The organism is Acidovorax sp. BL-A-41-H1 (assembly GCF_051942715.1).
In genome coordinates this window covers 13112-28144 of sequence record NZ_JBPVJQ010000008.1, presented here as the reverse complement: position 1 = coordinate 28144, position 15033 = coordinate 13112, and the positions used below count along the sequence as shown (strand labels likewise).

Sequence of the window (15033 nt, the reverse complement as noted above, 5' to 3'; positions counted from 1 at the left end):
GGCCCTTTCCCTACAAGAACCACGGAGACATCCCCATGACCCGCCTGCCAGAGCATTTCAACTTTGCGGAGCACCTGTTTGCGCTGAACCGCGCGCGCGGCGACCGCATGGCCTACATCGACGACCATGAAACCCTGAGCTACAGCGCCCTGGAGGACCGTGCGCGCCGACTGGCGGCGCTGCTGGTGGGGGCCGGTGTGCGGCGCGAGGAGCGGGTGTTGCTGCTGATGCTCGACACCTGCGATTGGCCTGTGGCCTTTCTGGGCTGCCTGTACGCCGGGGTGTTGCCCGTGGCCGTCAACACCTTGCTCAAGCCCGAGGACTACGCCTACATGTTGTCCCATGCCCGTGCGCGCGCGGTGCTGGTGTCGGGGGCGTTGCTGCCTGTGCTGAACGACGCCATGCACCGACAGCCGAACGAGGTGGCCCTGCAGGTGGTGTCGCAGCCGCAGGGGCCGCTGCCCGGCGGTGCGCTGGACATGCGGGCTGCCATCACTGCTGCGGCGCCCCTGTCGGCGCCCGCTGCCACGGGGCCGGATGCGCCGGGTTTCTGGCTGTACTCATCGGGCTCCACAGGCAAGCCCAAAGGCACGGTCCACACCCACGGCAACCTGTGGTGGACAGCCGAGCTGTATGGCAAGCCGGTGCTGGGCCTCACCGAGCAGGACCGGTGCTTCTCGGCCGCCAAACTCTACTTTGCCTATGGCCTGGGCAACAGCCTCACCTTCCCCTTGTCGGTGGGGGCTACGGTGGTGCTGATGGCCGAACGCCCCACGCCCGATGCCACCTTCGAGCGCTGGGCGCGGCACCAGCCCACCGTGTTCTTCGGGGCCCCCACGGGTTTTGCGGGCATGCTGGCCTCGCCCCGCCTGCCGCCACGCAGCGCGGTGTCACTGCGCATGTGTTCATCGGCGGGCGAGGCCCTGCCCGCCGAGATCGCGCAGCGCTTCAAGGCCCACTTTGGCTGCGACATCATCGACGGTATTGGATCCACCGAGATGCTGCACATCTTCCTGTCCAACCGTCCGGGGGATGTGCGCTACGGCACCACGGGCAAGCCCGTGCCAGGGTACGAGGTCTCGCTGCGTGGTGAAGACGGGCGCGAGGTGCCAGATGGCGAGATTGGCGACCTGTACATCCAGGGCCCCAGCGCAGCGCTGCTGTACTGGAACAACCGCGAGAAGACGCGCGAAACCTTCCAGGGCGCATGGACCAAGAGCGGCGACAAGTATGTGCGCGATGCCGAGGGTTACTACACCTACGCCGGGCGCAGTGACGACATGCTCAAGGTCAGCGGCATCTATGTCTCGCCGTTCGAGGTGGAGGCTACGCTGATGCAGCACCCGGCGGTGCTGGAGGCCGCCGTGATTGGCGCGCAAGACGCCGATGGCCTGACCAAGACCAAGGCCTTTGTGGTACTCAAGGATGGGCAGAGCGCCACGCCAGAAGACCTCAAGGCCTTTGTGAAGGAACGCCTGCCCCCCTACAAGTACCCACGCCTTATCGAGTTTGTGCCCGAACTGCCCAAAACCGCCACGGGCAAGATCCAGCGCTTTCGGCTGCGCGAACGAGAACAAGGGCCGCGGCCATGACAGCCGTGGCCTGTACGCCATGCAAGGTCTCCGTCGCTTGGCGGCAGCGCACTGTGGAGATCGAATACGCTTGGATCGCGCCCGAGCGCAAGGCGGCGCCCCTGGTGGTGTTCCTCCATGAGGGCCTGGGGTCGGTCGCCATGTGGAAGGACTTCCCGCAGCGGCTGTGCGAAGCGGGGGGATTCCGGGGGCTCGTCTTCTCGCGCCCCGCCTACGGCCAGTCCACCCCGCGCGCGGCGGACGAGGTGTGGGGCGTGGACTTCATGCACCAGCAGGCGCACGAGGTGATCCCCGCCTTTCTGGATGCGCTGGGTGTGCGGGAAGCGCCTTGGATGTTCGGCCACAGCGACGGTGCCTCCATCGCGTTGCTGTTCGCTGCGCGGTGTCCGGAGCGCACACGCGGCCTGGTGCTGCTGGCCCCGCATATCTTTGTGGAAGGCGTGACGGTGGAGAACATCGAGCGTGCGAAGCATGCCTACCTGCATACCGACCTGGCGCAGAAGCTGGGCCGCTACCACGACGACCCGAACTCGGCCTTCTGGGGCTGGAACCGCATCTGGCTGGACCCTGCGTTCCGCACTTGGAACATCGAGGCCGAGATCACCGCCATCCGTGCGCCCGTGCTGGCTATCCAGGGGCTGGACGACGAATACGGCACGCTGGCGCAGATACGCGGCATTGCACGGCAGGTACCCGGCACCCGGTTGCTGGAGCTGCCCGCCTGCGCGCATTCACCACACCGTGATCAGCCCGAGGCGGTGATCGCGGCCACCGTGGCCTTCATCGCGGCCTCTGATTCGTGAAGCGCATCCCACGCTGCAAGCCGTTGTAGCGGCGCGGCTATTCCACCCTGCGGCGCAGGCCCTCCAGGTTGGTGACCGTGATGCCGCCGTATTCGATCTCCAGCAGGCCCGCAGCCTGCAGGCGCTTCAAGGCTGCGTTGCAGCGCTGGCGCGACACGCCCGAGAGGTTGGCGATTTCCTCTTGCGAGACTTGCAGGTGCGTATCGCTGCCCGGGTGCAGCCAGGGGTGGAACAGGCCCGCCAGCGCCCGGGCCACCTGGCTGTCGGTGTCGAGCAGGTGGTGGGCCGTGAAGTTGCCCAGGAACCAGTGCATGCGCTCGTTGATCTGGCGCAGCAGAAAGTGGTCGAAACTGCGCTCGGTGGCGTGCAGCCACTCGAAGGTCTCCACCGGCATCAGCGCAACGCGGCTGGGGCGCAGCGCAATGATGTCGGCCGTGCGCGGGCTGCCGCGCAGCAGCGTGCCTTCGCCAAACCAGCTGCCCGCCGACAGCCCGCCCAGCGTGACCGAGCGGCCGTCGCCCGAGGTCACCGTCCACTTGAGCAAGCCCTCGATGGCGCCGTACCAGTGCACGGGCTTTTCGCCACGTCGGCACAGCGCGCCCCCCTGTGGCACATCCACCTCGCGCAGCTCATCACGCACACGCGCCTGCGCGCCGCTGTCCAGCAGCGGAAACCAGGCAGACGCTGCGAGCAGATCGTCCATGGTGGGGGGCGTCACTTTGACCAACATGGTGGGCATTCTCCTGCTTGCTGCACCGTTCAAAAGACAGACCCACGTATACCCTGAGTCCAAATGTCGTCGGGATGACTGAATGGGCCGGGCCGGGAAAAAATAATCTGCAGCACTGGCATTTTCCGTTACGCACCATGTTGACCCAACGCAAGGTCTTTGACACCACTGCCCTTGGCTCAGGGCGTGGCCTGTCGGCCGCGAGATCCGCGTTGGTGCACCACTGAGCCGCACCTCTTTTCATCGCCACAACAAACCACCCGCAGGAGACACAGGATGATGTACACACGCCGCCACTTCATGAACCAAATGGGCAGCGCAGCGGCGCTGGCAGCCCTGTCGCCCCTCGCTGCGCAGGCCCAGGCGCTGGATCAGGTCAAGGTCCTCTACGGATTTCCGGCGGGCAGTGCGGGGGACAGCGTGGCGCGCCGGGTGGGCGAGAAGCTGGCGGGCTCGCCCTACACGCGCAACCCTGCTGTGGTGGAGAACAAGCCCGGCGCAGGTGGACGCATTGCGCTGGAGTCGCTCAAGGGGGCTCCTGCGGACGGCACCGTGCTCACACTCTCGCCGTTCTCGTGTACATCGATCTATCCCCACATCTACAACAAGCTGAGCTACGACCCCGTGAAGGACTTCGTGCCGGTGTCGATTGCTGCGGTGATGCACCATGGGCTGGCCGTGGGGCCGCTGGTGCCAGCGTCGGTCAAAACGGTGAGGGACTTCCTGGCCTGGGCCAAGGCCAACCCGGTGCTGGCCAACTACGGCTCGCCCGCAGCAGGCTCCACGCCGCACTTCATTGGCGCTCTGCTGGGGCTGAACAACGGGGTGGAACTCAAGCATGTGCCTTACCGGGGCTCCATCCCGGGCGTCACGGATGTGGTGGGTGGGCAGATCGCCTCCATGGTCACGCCCAGCGGCGATTTCATCCCCAACCACAAGGCCGGCAAACTGCGGCTGATTGCGACTTCGGGCCAGGCGCGCTCCCCGTTCTCACCCGAGGTGCCCACGTTTGCCGAGCAGGGCTTTCCAGAGCTCACGACCGAGGAATGGTTTGGCTTCTACTCCCCGGCCCGCACGCCCGCTGCCGTGGTGGCGGCCGCCAACGCGGCCATCAACGCTGCCATCAAGGAAAAGGCCGTCATCGACAGCCTGGCCGTGGTGGGGCTGATCGCCAAGGGTTCCACCCCCGGCGAGATGCAGGCATCGCAGCAAGCCGAGTTCGAGCGCTGGGGCCCGCTTGTCAAGAAGGTCGGCTTCACGGCTGAGTCTTGATCGCACGAGGAACCCATCGCATGGACCTGACTGTGAAGCGCGTGGCCGTGGTGGCCACCGGTGTCATCGGCGCGAGCTGGGCTGCGTACTTCTTGGCGCGTGGTCTGGACGTGGATGCCTGGGACCCGTCGCCAGGCGCGCAGGAGCGCCTGCGTGCGGCTGTGGCCGCGCACTGGGAGGCTTTGTCGCGCCAGGGGCTGGCGGACGGAGCCCACCTGGATCGCCTGCGTTGGCATGACCGGCTGGAGGACGCGCTGGCGCAGGCCGACTTTGTGCAGGAGAACGGGCCGGAGCGGCTGGACGCCAAGGTGGAGCTTTTTCGCCGCATGGATGCGGCAGCGCCTGCCCACGCGATCCTGGCATCCAGCACCTCGGGCCTGGCCATCAGCGACATCCAGCAAGCCTGCGCGCGGCCTGAGCGGGTGGTGTTGGGCCACCCGTTCAACCCGCCGCACCTGATTCCGCTGGTGGAGGTAGGCGGGGGCCAGCAAACGGAGCCCGAGGCTGTGGTGCAGGCGATGGCGTTCTACGCCCACATTGGCAAGCGCCCCATCCAGGTGCGGCGTGAGATCAAGGGGCATATCGCCAACCGCCTCCAGGCCGCACTTTGGCGCGAAGCCTTTTATTTGGTGAACGAGGGCGTGGCCACCGTCAGCGACATCGACACCGCCATCGCCCAGGGCCCCGGCCTGCGGTGGGCGCTGATGGGGCCGTTCATGAATCTGCACCTGTCGGGCGGCGAGGGCGGCATTGCGCACCTGCTGGCCCACCTGGGCGGGCCCATCGAGGACTGGTGGCGCGACCTGGGGGCCCCGTCCATGGATGCGGCCCTGCAGCACCAGGTGGTCGATGGGGTGGCGCAGGCGTTGGGCATGCGGCAAGCCACCGAGCTGGCCCGCGCGCGCGATGCGCTGCTGATCGAGCTGCTGCGCGCCAAGCAATCGTCGGGTGCGCTGGACTGATGCGCCCTGCACACAGAAAAAATCCTCCGAGACAACACCATGCACCCTGCATTCCTTGACGACGAAGACCAGATCGCGCCGCCGCGCACGCTGCGCCGGTCCCTGGACGATGGCGCGTTCACGCTGCGCTCCCCCGAGGCTCTACGTCCCTATGCCCGCTGTGTGGGCGAATGGCTGGAACGCTGGGCGCAGGAGACGCCCGACACGCTGGCCCTGGCCGAGCGCGATGCGGGCGGCGAGCAATGGCGTGGCCTGAGCTACGCACAACTGCGCCGCGAAGTGGGTGCGGTGGCCCAGTCGCTGCTGGACCTGAAGCTGCCCGCCGGGCGCCCCATTGCCATCCTGTCCGACAACGCGGTGGACCATGCGGTGCTCATGCTGGCGGCCATGCATGTGGGCATCACACCCTGCTCCATGTCCAGCGCCTACGCGCGCTCCCAGGACCCTAGCCGCCTGCACAGCATGCTGGCGGTGCTGGAGCCCAGCCTGGTCTACGCCTCCGATGCGCAGGTCTACGCGTCAGCGCTGGCCGGTTACGGCGGTGAGGTGGTGAAGGTCTTCAGCCGCCATGCCGACCGCTGTGCAGGCGCGCTGGCGTTTGAGCAGCTGCAGCGCGGGCAGGAGACACCTGCCGTGCGCGAGGCGTTTGAAGCGCTGGACGCCGATGGCCATGCCAAGTACCTGCTGACTTCCGGCTCCACCGGGCGGCCCAAGGTGGTCATCAACACCCACCGCATGCTGTGTGCCAACCAGCAGATGATGGCCCAGACCTGGCGCTTTCTGGCCCACGAAAAGCCGGTGCTGGTCGATTGGCTGCCCTGGAGCCATACCTTCGGTGGCAATCACAACCTGAACATGGTGCTGTGCCACGGTGGCACGCTCTACATTGACGAAGGCCGACCGGTGCCGGGGCTCATCGACAAAACCGTGCGCAACCTGCGCGACGTGCAGCCCACCATGCTGTTCAATGTGCCCCGGGGTTTCGACATGCTGCTGCCGTTTCTGGAGGCCGATGACGCCCTGGCCGCGCAGGTGCTGGCGCGTGTGCGCCTGGCCTTTTATGCGGCGGCCGCACTGGCCCCCTCCACCTGGCAGCGGCTGGAGGCGCTGGCCCACCGGGTGCGTCCGGCACGGCCCCTGTGGCTGACTACCTCGTGGGGTGCCACCGAAACCGCACCCGCCGTGACCACCGCCCACTGGCGCCTGGAGGGTGCGGGCTGCATTGGCGCGCCGCTGCCAGGGCTGGAACTCAAGCTGGTGCCCAACGGCGGCAAGCTGGAGATGCGGGTCAAAGGTGTTTCGGTGTTTGCGGGCTACCGCAACGCGCCCAGCGAAACCGCCGCCGCTTTCGACAGCGAGGGCTTCTACCGCATTGGCGACGCAGGCTATCTGGCCGACGCCGAGCGGCCCGAGCGGGGCGTGGTGTTCAACGGGCGCGTGGCCGAGGACTTCAAGCTGTCCAGCGGCAGCTGGGTGTCGGTGGGCACGTTGCGGGTGGAGCTGGTGTCGCAGCTTGCGCCGCTGGTGCAGGACATCGTGCTCGCGGGCCACAACCGCGACGAGGTGGGGATGCTGGTGTTCCCATCGGCAGCAGGTGTGGCCGATACGGGCAGGCTGGAAGCGGCCTTGCGCGCGCTGATGCATGCGCGGCGCAATGGGGGCGCGGGGTCTTCACAATGCCCCACACGGGCGCTGGTGATGCGGGAGCCGCCCGATGCTGACGCGGGGGAAATCACCGACAAGGGCTATATCAACCAGGGGGCTGTGTTGTCACGCCGCGCAGCAGCAGTGGCTGCGCTCTACGCCGAACCCGCTGCTGCGGGTGTGATCACCGGCTGACTGTCCGGGGAGAGGGGCGAGGGGGCGGGGGGCGTGCATGGGGCAGGGCCCATGCACGCAGGCCGGTACGGCCTGCAAGAACCAAAGGCCTGATCAGGCCGTTGCGTCCTTGAGCTTCTTCAGCGCGCGGGTCTTGATCTTGACCGATGCGGGCTTGGCGGGGAACCAGCGCTCTTCACCGGTGAAGGGGTCCTTGCCGAAGCGCTTCTTCTTGGCAGGCACTTGCTGCAGGCCGATCTTCAGCACGCCGGGCAGCGTGAATTCGCCAGAGCCCTTTTTGTGCACCGAGCCCAGGATGGCGGCTTCGAGGGCTGCCAGCACAGCCTTGGCGGCCTTGGGTTCCACGCCCGATTGCTCGGCCAGATGGGCCACCAGCGTGGTCTTGTTGAAAGCCGTCTTGATGGGCTTGAGCGCTGCGGGGGCCGCTGCTGCAGGCTTGGCAGCGGGGGCTGCGGCCTTCTTGGCGGGAGCAGCCTTTTTGGCTGCGGGTGCTGCGGCCTTGACGGCGGCTTTCTTTGCGGGTGCTGGAGCTTTCTTTGCAGTTGCCATGATTGTTTCTTCGTTGGTTTGGATTGCGATCGGCCCTCTCCGATTTGTCGAGAGCCTGCGTGATTTTAGGTGCGAGAACGCCCAGACCGATAGAGGGCATGTCCTGCCGGTGTCTGAGGCTTCTGCATGGCCCTGTGCCGAGGGGCATGGTGTGGGCCGCACTGGGGGTTTGGGGGGCAGTGCCGAGGTGTGTTGAACGCACACAAGCAGATGCCTCGGAGCGCCTGGTGGGCCGGGCCACAGCAGTCCACGGCCGCCCGGGAAAGGTCTGCCAGACCAGCCTTCATACAATCCCGGCAGGCCGCAGCGTGCAGGGGCGGCCTTTCCTGTGCTGCCTGGTGCAGCTTTCCTTTTCTGGTGTGGTGCCCGCAAAGCGCTTGTTTGTTCATGCAACTCAGTCGAATGCTCCACCTGCTGGGGGCCCTGGTTCTGGTGGCCACGATGGTGCTGGTGGGGCGCCTGGCCACCACCGAATGGCAATCGGTGCACAAGGCGTCGGAAAGCTTGCGCTTGCTGGAGCAGCTGCGACGCGGGCTGGTGGCGGTGGAGATGGTGTCGCGCGAACGTGGGCCCACCAACGGTGCGCTGGGCGATGCCTTGCCCATGGCGCAGCCGCGCGCCCAGGCGCTGCAGGAGGCGCGGGCGCGCACTGACCAGGCGTTCGAGGCCCTGCGGCAGGCCGTGGCGGCCGCACCCCGTTCCACCGCCGACGGCATCCATCTGGTGCAAAGCCTTCAGACCGCGCGCAGTGCGCTGGTACAGGCCCGCGCAGATGTGGACCAGGTGCTGGCGCTGCCGCAAGCGCAGCGCTCGGCCGAGGCCATCCGCGACGCTGTGCAGGGCATGGTGGCCGTGGTGCCCCTGCTGTCGCCGGTGACCAACCCACTGGCCAGTGCCGCCCAGCACGCCTACCCCGCACTGGGTGACGATGTGCAGGGCGCGCGCCTGGCCGCAGCGCTGCGCGAATACGCAGGCCTGCTGGGCTCCCACTTCACGGCGGCCCTGGTCAAGGCGCAGCCGTTTTCTGCAGCCGAGCGCCGTGCCATTGACGAGACGCGGGGGCGCATTGCGCAGTTGCGCACGCTGGTAGAGCTGCGGCTGCAGCTGCCGGATGAGGCCCAAGCGGTGTCGCAGGCGTGGAGCACGGTGGAGGCGAGGTACTTTGGCGTGGCGCAGGCGCTGCTGGGCCAGGTGCTGGCGCAGGGCGATGGGGAGGGCCACTACGGCCTGTCGGCCGCCGAGTTCGCGGCCCTGTATGTGCCCGAGATGAACCCCATCCTGGCGCTGCGCGATGCGCTGCTGGCCCAGGCCCGCGACCGCGCGCAGCAGGAACACCGGCGCGCGCTGCGGGTGCTGGTCTGGGCGCTGGCGGGCTCCGGGGCGCTGCTGCTGGTGCTGGGCGGTGCGCTGTATGTGATCCAGCACCGCGTGCTGCAGCCCTTGGCCAAGACCACGCGGGCCCTGAAAGCGCTGGCCAACAACGACCTGCAGGCGCCTTTGCCCGTCCCCCTGGCCGACGACGAGATGTCGGCGGTCATCGGTGCGGTGCGCGCGCTGCAGGGCCAGACCCGCCGGCGCCAGGACCTGGAGCGCGAGCGCGACCTGCTCATCGAGCAGCTCAGGGAGCAGTCCGAAACCGACTACCTCACGGGCCTGCCCAACCGCCGTGCCTTCATCACCCAGGCGCGCACCGCCCTGGCGCAAGCCACGCGCTATGGCGTTGACATGGCTGTGCTGGTGCTGGATGTGGACTGGTTCAAGCAGCTCAACGACAGCCTGGGCCACGCCGCGGGCGACAAGGCGCTGCTGGCGGTGGCCGATGTGGTGCGCGCCGAACTGCGCGAGGGCGATCTGGCGGCGCGTTTTGGGGGCGAGGAGTTTGTGCTGCTGCTCAGCCACTGCAACCGGGAGCAGGGCCTGCAGTTTGCCAATCGCCTGCGTGAGAAGGTGGCCGCAGCGCAGGTGATGGGCACGGCCGACCCCGAGGTGCGCGTGACGGTGAGCCTGGGGATTGCGGACTCGGCCCACGGGGGCTGGGGGCTGGATGCCCTGTTGTCCGCCGCCGATGCGGCGATGTACCAGGCCAAGAATGCGGGGCGCAACCGGGCCGTGGCAGCTTCAGTGTCGCCAGACTGAGCGCCTTGCCCGGCTTTCTGCCTGGCCCGCTCAGTGGTGGTGGATGGCGGCCTGCTGCCGCTGGCGCCACTGCTGAAAGCGCGAGCGCTGCAGCGCCAGCAGCTCCACCAACCCCCAGGCCAGGGCGCACACCAGCATGCCCCGGCCCACGGCCCAGCGGTAGGCCTCAGTCCTGCGCGGCGGCCGGTGCATCGTCAAAGGCTCCGTCGCACGCCCATTCGTGGGTGCGGGGCAGGTCAAAGCTCAGCCAGCCCCCTTCATCGAACAGCTGATCCAGCAGCCGCTGCAATCCGAGCAATTTCCAGAGCATGGTGCGCCTCTTTCGTAGGGAGGTTGAAGGAAGACCGTGGCGATCTGCAGGGCAAGTTACCGCCGTTGTGTGACGGTTTTGCGTCGGTTCGCATGAACCCAACAGCGGCCCCGCCACGCGCCTGTTTGCCCACCCGGGCGTGCTGGCGGGCGCTATCCTCTTGCGGTGAGTCCTTGCCATCCCTCCTGAAAAACCCCTCTGCACATGCTGCCCGAGCTTCTGGCACTGGAAAAAATCCTGGAGCAGGGCGCGCCCCATCTCGATGTGCAGGTGGTGCGGCAGGTGCAGGTGGCCACCGGCGAGCGGTTTCCGGTCTACGCCATTGGTGTGGGCAACCCGGCGCTGGATGTGCCTGCGGTGGGCTTTTTTGGCGGCGTGCACGGGCTGGAGCGCATCGGGGCCGAGGTGGTCATCGCCTACCTGCAGAACGTGGTCATGCGCCTTCAATGGGACACCACCCTGCACCGGCAGCTGGAGCAGGTGCGCCTGGTCTTCATGCCCATCGTCAACCCGGGCGGCATGTGGTCGGCCACGCGGGCCAACCCGCGCGGGGTGGACCTGATGCGCAACGCCCCGGTGGACGCCGTGGACCGCGTGCCGCTGTGGGTGGGCGGGCAGCGGGTGAGCGCGGGCCTGCCCTGGTACCGGGGGCGCCTGGGCGACCCCATGGAGGCCGAGAGCCAGGCGCTGTGCGAGGTGGCCACGGCCCAGCTGCTGGCGCGCCCCTTCAGCATGGCGCTGGACTGCCACTCGGGCTTTGGCGTGAAGGACCGGCTGTGGTTTCCGTTTGCGCACACGCGCAAACCCATTGCGCACCTGGCCGAGCTGCATGCGCTGCAAGAGATCTTTTTGCAGGCTCACAGCCACCACCAGTACATCATCGAACCGCAAAGCACGCAGTACCTGGCGCATGGCGACCTGTGGGACCACCTGTACCTGCAAGCCTGCCAGACCCTGCCCACACACACCTTCCTGCCGCTCACGCTGGAGATGGGCTCGTGGCTGTGGATCAAGAAGAACCCCCGCCAGCTGTTCTCGCGCAACGGCATCTTCAACCCGCTCATCAACCACCGCCAGCAGCGCGTGCTACGGCGGCACCTGTCGCTGCTCGACTTTCTGGCGCGTGCGGCCTGCAGTCATGCACGCTGGGTGCCCGCGCCCGATCAGCGCGCACAACGCCGCGCCGACGCGCTCGCGGCCTGGTACTGAAACGGAGCGCTGCACCATGCGCCAATGGATCCTGTTGCGCGGTCTGACCCGCGAAACCGCCCACTGGGGCGGGCTGGTGGCCGACCTCCAGCAGGCGCTGCCCGGCGATGCCGTGCTGGCCGTGGACCTGCCCGGCAACGGCTGCTGGCACCACAGGCCCTCGCCCACCACGGTGCAGGGCATGGTGCAGGCCTGCCGCGCCGATCTGGCGGCACGCGGGCTGGTGCCGCCCTACCACCTGTTGGCCATGTCGCTGGGCGCCATGGTGGCGGTGGAATGGGCGCAGGGGGCGCCGGAGGAGATCGCGAGTGGCGTGCTGGTCAACACCAGCCTGCGGCCGTTCAGCCCGTTCTACCACCGGCTGCGCCCGCAGAACTACGGCGCCCTGCTGCGCCTGGTGCTGTTGGCCCGCCCGGCCGAAGCGGTGGAGCAGCAGGTGCTGGCGATGACCAGCAACCTGGCCGCAGCGCGCGCCCCGGTGTTGGCGCACTGGGCCACCGTGCGCAGGCAGCGGCCGGTGTCGGGCCGCAACGCGCTGCGCCAATTGCTGGCCGCCGCGCGCTACCGGGCTCCGGCCACCGCACCGCTGCCCCCCTTGCTGCTGCTGGCCAGCCGCCACGACCAGTTGGTGGCCAGCGCGTGTTCGCAAGCGCTGGCCGCTGCGTGGAACCTGCCGCTGGTGATGCACCCCTTTGCAGGCCACGACCTGCCGCTGGACGACCCGGCCTGGGTGGTGGAGCAGGTGCGGCAGTGGGCAACACATGGGTCGCACCCATCGGGCGGCGCGCCGGTTACGGCTGCTTGAATACCACGGCTTCCAGGGCCATGGCGCGGATGCTTTCTGCCGCGGCATCGGCCTGCGCGCGCGTGTCGTAGGGGCCCACGCGCACACGGATGCGCCGCCCCTTGGCGCCGTCCAGCTCCTGGCGGAAGGCGGGCAGGCCCTCGTTGAGCAGCCGCGCCTGGGCCTTGCGCGCATTGGCCTCTTCGGCAAACAGGCCCACGTTGATGTAGTAGCCCGCCGCCGTGCCCACGGTGGGCAGCGGTTTGTCGGCAGCGGCAGCGGCTGGTGCCGACGCAGGTGCCTTGGGCTTGGTGGCGGCACTGGCGCGGCTGGCGGCGGCCTCGCGCCGGGGGGCGGGCGTGCTGGCGGCCGAGGCTGTCGGGCTGGTGGTGGCCGATGCGCGGGTGGATGCTGCAGGTGTGGCCGTCTTGGCTGGTGCCGGTGCCGACGCGGCCGCCTTGCTGGCAGGGGCTGAAGCAGGCCGTGCTGACGGGGCGGGCTCGGCCGGTGGCGGGAGCACCGTGGCGGGCGGCACGTTGGGGGTCGAGGCTTTGGGGGCTGCAGATGCCTTGACTGCTGCGGCTGCCGGTGCCGGGGGCGATGCGGGTGCGGGTGCGAGGCGCGACTCTGCCACAGGGGCTGGTTCGGGGGCTGCTTCTGGCATGGGGGCTGTCGTGGATGCAGCTTGGCCCGTGGCCTTGGCCGGTGAAGCTGGTGTGGTGGTCGAAGCTGCCGTGGCCGCTGCGGTGGCCTGGGCCACGGTCACTGCGGGCTCCAGCGCCAGGGGTTTGGTGTCTGAAGGCGACCAGACCAGGTAAGCGATCAATGCGGCCACGCCCAGCACCACGTTGGCCAGCACCACCATCTGCAGGCGCTTGCGCGAGCTGGCCTGCTTCTCCAGCAGCGCGCAGGCCTCGGGCACAGTGCGCGATGCGGCCAGCGCGCGGGCGATGCGCTTGCGGATGTCGGCATACAAAATGGCATTGCCATACAGCCCCGGCACCGCAAAGGCCAGCACCGCAAACGCGCCCAGCACGCCCAGCTCCACGCCCGGTGGCCAGTTCAGAAAAGACCTGCCAATGCCAAACACGATCAGCGCCAGCCCCTCGGCCGCCGCCACATACACCAGGGCGGCGCCCCAGAGCTGGCGGAACACCATCCAGTTCAGCGTGGCCAGGCAGGCGGCCCAGTTCCAGGTAGTGGTCGTGCGGCCGGTGCTGTCAAAGCGTTCGAAGACGGCCAGGTAGTAGTCGGTGTTGACGGGCCCCAGCGCCAGGCGGGACAGCGCGGTCATGGCGTTGTCGGACGGGGAATCGAGCGACATGGCCGGAATGATGGAGGCGACAGGGTCCGTGTGGTCGAGCATGGGCCGATTCTGTCACGCACCGCCGCGCACGCCACCGGTGTGGGGTGCAAGTCGCTCCGCTGTTGCGGCCCCGCCGCACAGGGGCCCCGCCGCCGCGCGCCGACCGCGCCCGCCGCCCGGCAGGTGCGGTGGGCGTGTGGCCGGGGTTTCTATCCTGTTTCAGCGCCGGAATATTGGAAAAATAGGCCGCTTCCGCGCATCCAGTATCGATTGTTTGCTATCAAAAATATAGTATTGAAGCCACGCGCACGGCCCCGCTCAGCCGCCCCGCACCATGGCCATGACCTTGGCCGCGTCCAGCGTGGCGGCCTTCTGCTGGATCTGCGGCAGGTACTGCAACTGCATCTGCTTGGCGGGCCCCAGCAGGTTCTGGAAGGTATCGCGCAGCATGGCCGTGCTCATCACGCGGCCCCCGGCGTAGTAGCGCTTGGCCACCTGGCCCAGTGCATAGGTGGTGGCAAACGAAAACGCCATGCCCGTGGCCGCACTGCCCAGCCCGCCAATCGTCCGGCCCGCCGCCTTGCCCAGCAGGCCGCCCAGCAGCTTGCGGCCAAACTGCTCCAGGTATTGAGACGTCATGCCCACCCCGGCAGCGGCAATGAACTCCTTGATATGGCCCTGGTCCAGCTCCACCCCATGCGCCTTGCCAATGCCGTACACCATCTTCACCTGCAGCGGAATGATGGCCATGGACGCCCAGGACTGGGGCAGCAGCTCCAGCGCGCCGTTGAGCAGCGCGTAGTTGAGGATGGACTTGTCCAGCTCGGCATCGGCCGGGCCGGGGAGCGTTGTCGTGGCCTGGGTGGCTGCAGGGGTTGGTGCCGCAGCGGCGTAGGCTGCAGCGCCCGCCGCCCCCCAGGGCGTGGCCGAGGGGGCGGATTTTTCCACCACATCCACCAGCGCATCGGCATCGTGCTCAAACGCCGCCGTCTGCTGCGCACCCAGCTGCAGCGCGGCCTTCAGCGCGGCCAGAAACTGCGCCTCCGCCGCTGTCTGCCGCCCATCCACATCACACACGCACACGGCCATCTCGTAAGCCAGCTGGCGGTGGGCCGGGTCGCTCAGCGCAGCGGCAGCGGCCTGCACGCTGGTGCGCTTGAGCAGCACATCCTGGTAGATGCGCGGCAGGTCGGCCATGCCACTGTCGCCCGCCAGCGACTGGGCGATGCGGCGGATCTCCTCGCGCTCGGCATCGTCCTTGGTGCCGTCTGCAAAAGCGGCTAGCAAGGCAATGGTGAGGATGGATTTTTGCTGTTCGGTGTTCATGCGGTGCGGGCCTGGGGGCCGGTGGAAAGAAGCGGTTCCGCAGGCGGCGCGATGGCCGTTGTGTGCTGCGGGGCGGATGTTTTGGTCAGATGCAGTCTAGGCCGCAGGCTTTCAACGCCACAGCGTGTGGGGAATTGCAGGAATCTGGTAACCCGCTGTATCGCGCCTGCGCCGGGGGGCGCAGCCGATGCGGGTTTCTCCTTGCGTAGTTGATC

14 protein-coding genes are annotated in these 15033 nt (G+C 68.1%); 8 read left to right on the top strand and 6 right to left on the bottom strand.

Annotated features, from left to right (window positions below):
- Positions 1-35 precede the first annotated feature (35 nt).
- Positions 36-1592, top strand: coding sequence for a benzoate-CoA ligase family protein (locus ACTPOI_RS22350; RefSeq protein ID WP_440112957.1), 1557 nt, complete (start codon positions 36-38; stop codon positions 1590-1592).
- Complete coding sequence (locus tag ACTPOI_RS22345) at positions 1589-2395, top strand: alpha/beta fold hydrolase (RefSeq protein WP_440112954.1); 807 nt, start codon at positions 1589-1591, stop codon at positions 2393-2395. Before ACTPOI_RS22350 ends, ACTPOI_RS22345 begins: the two co-directional genes overlap by 4 nt.
- A gap of 37 nt (positions 2396-2432) precedes the next feature.
- Here ACTPOI_RS22345 and ACTPOI_RS22340 read toward each other — a convergent pair whose 3' ends face one another.
- Positions 2433-3125, bottom strand: a complete 693-nt coding sequence (locus ACTPOI_RS22340; RefSeq protein ID WP_252659875.1) for a Crp/Fnr family transcriptional regulator — start codon at positions 3123-3125, stop codon at positions 2433-2435.
- A 279-nt stretch (positions 3126-3404) separates the two neighbouring features.
- Here ACTPOI_RS22340 and ACTPOI_RS22335 point away from each other — a divergent pair, with 279 nt between their 5' ends.
- Genes ACTPOI_RS22335 through ACTPOI_RS22325 form a run of 3 tightly spaced genes read left to right on the top strand, consistent with a single transcriptional unit; the run spans position 3405 to position 7198 of the window.
- Complete coding sequence (locus ACTPOI_RS22335) at positions 3405-4397, top strand: Bug family tripartite tricarboxylate transporter substrate binding protein (RefSeq protein ID WP_440113202.1); 993 nt, start codon at positions 3405-3407, stop codon at positions 4395-4397.
- A gap of 20 nt (positions 4398-4417) precedes the next feature.
- Positions 4418-5359 (top strand): 3-hydroxyacyl-CoA dehydrogenase NAD-binding domain-containing protein, encoded by a 942-nt coding sequence (locus tag ACTPOI_RS22330; RefSeq protein WP_440112951.1) that lies wholly within the window; start codon positions 4418-4420, stop codon positions 5357-5359.
- 39 nt (positions 5360-5398) lie between these two features.
- Complete coding sequence (locus ACTPOI_RS22325) at positions 5399-7198, top strand: feruloyl-CoA synthase (protein ID WP_440112948.1); 1800 nt, start codon at positions 5399-5401, stop codon at positions 7196-7198.
- Between the two features lie 93 nt (positions 7199-7291).
- On the opposite strand, the gene ACTPOI_RS22320 is transcribed toward ACTPOI_RS22325, so the two are convergent.
- Entirely contained in the window at positions 7292-7747 is a 456-nt protein-coding gene (locus tag ACTPOI_RS22320) for an HU family DNA-binding protein (RefSeq protein ID WP_094291543.1), read from the bottom strand.
- Between the two features lie 387 nt (positions 7748-8134).
- Between ACTPOI_RS22320 and ACTPOI_RS22315 the strand changes: the two genes are divergently transcribed.
- On the top strand, positions 8135-9883 hold the full coding sequence (locus ACTPOI_RS22315; protein ID WP_440112944.1) for a diguanylate cyclase: 1749 nt from the start codon (positions 8135-8137) through the stop codon (positions 9881-9883).
- 30 nt (positions 9884-9913) lie between these two features.
- On the opposite strand, the gene ACTPOI_RS22310 is transcribed toward ACTPOI_RS22315, so the two are convergent.
- Entirely contained in the window at positions 9914-10075 is a 162-nt protein-coding gene (locus ACTPOI_RS22310) for a hypothetical protein (RefSeq protein ID WP_291470747.1), read from the bottom strand.
- Positions 10050-10193 carry a hypothetical protein gene (locus ACTPOI_RS22305; protein ID WP_165773957.1) on the bottom strand — a complete coding sequence of 48 codons (144 nt, stop codon included), beginning with the start codon at positions 10191-10193 and terminating at the stop codon, positions 10050-10052. The genes ACTPOI_RS22310 and ACTPOI_RS22305 overlap by 26 nt, the downstream gene beginning before the upstream one ends.
- Positions 10194-10397: 204 nt before the next feature.
- On the opposite strand from ACTPOI_RS22305, the gene ACTPOI_RS22300 reads away from it, so the two are divergent.
- Together ACTPOI_RS22300 and ACTPOI_RS22295 are read left to right on the top strand one after the other, a co-directional pair.
- Entirely contained in the window at positions 10398-11402 is a 1005-nt protein-coding gene (locus tag ACTPOI_RS22300; RefSeq protein ID WP_440112940.1) for a M14 family zinc carboxypeptidase, read from the top strand.
- Between the two features lie 16 nt (positions 11403-11418).
- Positions 11419-12207: an alpha/beta fold hydrolase gene (locus ACTPOI_RS22295; RefSeq protein WP_440112936.1), complete on the top strand. Its 789-nt coding sequence runs from the start codon at positions 11419-11421 to the stop codon at positions 12205-12207.
- Here the strand turns inward: ACTPOI_RS22295 and ACTPOI_RS22290 are convergent.
- Together ACTPOI_RS22290 and ACTPOI_RS22285 are read right to left on the bottom strand one after the other, a co-directional pair.
- Positions 12194-13552, bottom strand: coding sequence for an SPOR domain-containing protein (locus ACTPOI_RS22290; protein WP_440112933.1), 1359 nt, complete (start codon positions 13550-13552; stop codon positions 12194-12196). The two genes, ACTPOI_RS22295 and ACTPOI_RS22290, sit on opposite strands and share 14 nt — an antisense overlap.
- Positions 13553-13810: 258 nt before the next feature.
- A complete protein-coding gene (locus tag ACTPOI_RS22285) occupies positions 13811-14896 on the bottom strand; it encodes a DUF533 domain-containing protein (protein ID WP_440113199.1) in 1086 nt (361 codons plus the stop codon).
- Between the last annotated feature and the right edge of the window lie 137 nt (positions 14897-15033).

Bases quoted from the DNA above. Each gene is read 5' to 3' on its own strand.
- ACTPOI_RS22305 (WP_165773957.1), bottom strand. From the start codon at position 10,193: ATGCTCTGGAAATTGCTCGGATTGCAGCGGCTGCTGGATCAGCTGTTC.
- ACTPOI_RS22340 (WP_252659875.1), bottom strand. From the start codon at position 3,125: ATGTTGGTCAAAGTGACGCCCCCCACCATGGACGATCTGCTCGCAGCG.
- ACTPOI_RS22320 (WP_094291543.1), bottom strand. From the start codon at position 7,747: ATGGCAACTGCAAAGAAAGCTCCAGCACCCGCAAAGAAAGCCGCCGTC.
- ACTPOI_RS22350 (WP_440112957.1), top strand. From the start codon at position 36: ATGACCCGCCTGCCAGAGCATTTCAACTTTGCGGAGCACCTGTTTGCG.
- ACTPOI_RS22315 (WP_440112944.1), top strand. From the start codon at position 8,135: ATGCAACTCAGTCGAATGCTCCACCTGCTGGGGGCCCTGGTTCTGGTG.
- ACTPOI_RS22325 (WP_440112948.1), top strand. From the start codon at position 5,399: ATGCACCCTGCATTCCTTGACGACGAAGACCAGATCGCGCCGCCGCGC.
- ACTPOI_RS22330 (WP_440112951.1), top strand. From the start codon at position 4,418: ATGGACCTGACTGTGAAGCGCGTGGCCGTGGTGGCCACCGGTGTCATC.
- ACTPOI_RS22335 (WP_440113202.1), top strand. From the start codon at position 3,405: ATGTACACACGCCGCCACTTCATGAACCAAATGGGCAGCGCAGCGGCG.
- ACTPOI_RS22300 (WP_440112940.1), top strand. From the start codon at position 10,398: ATGCTGCCCGAGCTTCTGGCACTGGAAAAAATCCTGGAGCAGGGCGCG.
- ACTPOI_RS22290 (WP_440112933.1), bottom strand. From the start codon at position 13,552: ATGCTCGACCACACGGACCCTGTCGCCTCCATCATTCCGGCCATGTCG.
- ACTPOI_RS22295 (WP_440112936.1), top strand. From the start codon at position 11,419: ATGCGCCAATGGATCCTGTTGCGCGGTCTGACCCGCGAAACCGCCCAC.
- ACTPOI_RS22310 (WP_291470747.1), bottom strand. From the start codon at position 10,075: ATGCACCGGCCGCCGCGCAGGACTGAGGCCTACCGCTGGGCCGTGGGC.
- ACTPOI_RS22345 (WP_440112954.1), top strand. From the start codon at position 1,589: ATGACAGCCGTGGCCTGTACGCCATGCAAGGTCTCCGTCGCTTGGCGG.